This is a genomic window from Sphingomonas epibiotica (genome assembly GCF_039615155.1).
Lineage (GTDB): Bacteria > Pseudomonadota > Alphaproteobacteria > Sphingomonadales > Sphingomonadaceae > Sphingomonas.
Genome location: NZ_JBDGHY010000030.1, coordinates 1 through 1,291, shown reverse-complemented (window position 1 = coordinate 1,291; position 1,291 = coordinate 1). Strand labels below are relative to the sequence as shown.

The window sequence follows — 1,291 nt, the reverse complement described above, 5'->3', positions numbered from 1 at the left end:
GTTCTCGCGCGGACCGCCTTCCGCGCCCCAGCTGTTCGGCTCATAGTTCACGCGCCCCTTCGGATTGCGCATCGCCATGTGGCCGTCCTGCTGGAAGTTCATCACCGGACAGCGCGGGGCATTGATCGGCAGGTGGGTGAAGTTCGGGCTGCCGAGCCGCTTCAGCTGGGTATCGAGATAGGAGAAGTTGCGGCCGTGCAGCAGCGGGTCGTCACTGAAGTCGATGCCCGGCACGATGTTCTGCGTGCAGTAGGCGACCTGCTCGGTTTCGGCGAAGAAGTTGTCGACGTTGCGATTAAGCGTGAGCGTACCGACGATGCGGACCGGCACGTCCTCCTCGGGGATGAGCTTGGTCGAGTCGAGATGGTCGAAGGGAAGCTTGTCGGCGGTTTCCTGATCGAACAGCTGGACGCCGAGATCCCATTGCGGGAAGTCACCGCTCTCGATCGCCTCCCAAAGATCGCGGCGATGATAGTCGGGATCGGCGCCGCTGATCTTGACCGCCTCGTTCCACAGCACCGACTGGAGCCCCTGGCGCGGCTTCCAGTGGAACTTGACGAAGGTCGACCTGCCTTCCGCGTTCACCAGGCGGAAGCTGTGGACGCCGAAGCCCTCCATCGTGCGGAAGGAGCGGGGGATCGTGCGATCGGACATGATCCACATGATCATGTGCCAGGCTTCCGGGGTGAGGCTGGCGAAATCCCAGAAATTGTCGTGTGCGGTTTGCGCCTGGGGGAACGCCCGGTCGGGCTCCTGCTTAGCCGCATGGACCAGATCGGGGAACTTGATGGCATCCTGGATGAAGAACACCGGGATGTTGTTGCCGACGATGTCCCAGTTGCCCTGCTTCGTGTACATCTTGACAGCGAAGCCGCGCACGTCGCGCGCCAGATCGCGCGAGCCCTTGTTGCCCGCTACCGTTGAGAAGCGGACGAACACCTCCGTCTGCTGCCCGACCGTGCTCAGCACGTCGGCGCGGGTGTAGTCGGCCAGACTGTCGGTCAGCTCGAACACGCCGTGCGCGCCATAGCCGCGTGCGTGGACGACGCGCTCCGGGATGCGCTCGTGATCGAAATGGAAGATCTTTTCGCGAAGGATGAAGTCCTCGAGCAGCGCGGGGCCCCGCAGACCCGCCTTGAGACTGTTCTGGGCGTCCGCGAGCGGGATGCCCTGCTGCGTGGTCATGGTAAGTGCCGCGTCCGAGGTCGTCTGGCGGGTTTCGCCGCCATGGCCCTGCTGCTCGGCATAGTTCGTCGGCTGGTCGGCACCCGCCGGCAGCGGCGGTGCCTTC

General features: G+C 64.2%; 1 pseudogene. It reads right to left on the bottom strand.

The annotated features are described in order from the left end of the window. Positions 1–1,278 (bottom strand): annotated as a pseudogene (gene katE, locus AAIO73_RS20135) (catalase); the annotation flags it as partial. Between the last annotated feature and the right edge of the window lie 13 nt (positions 1,279–1,291).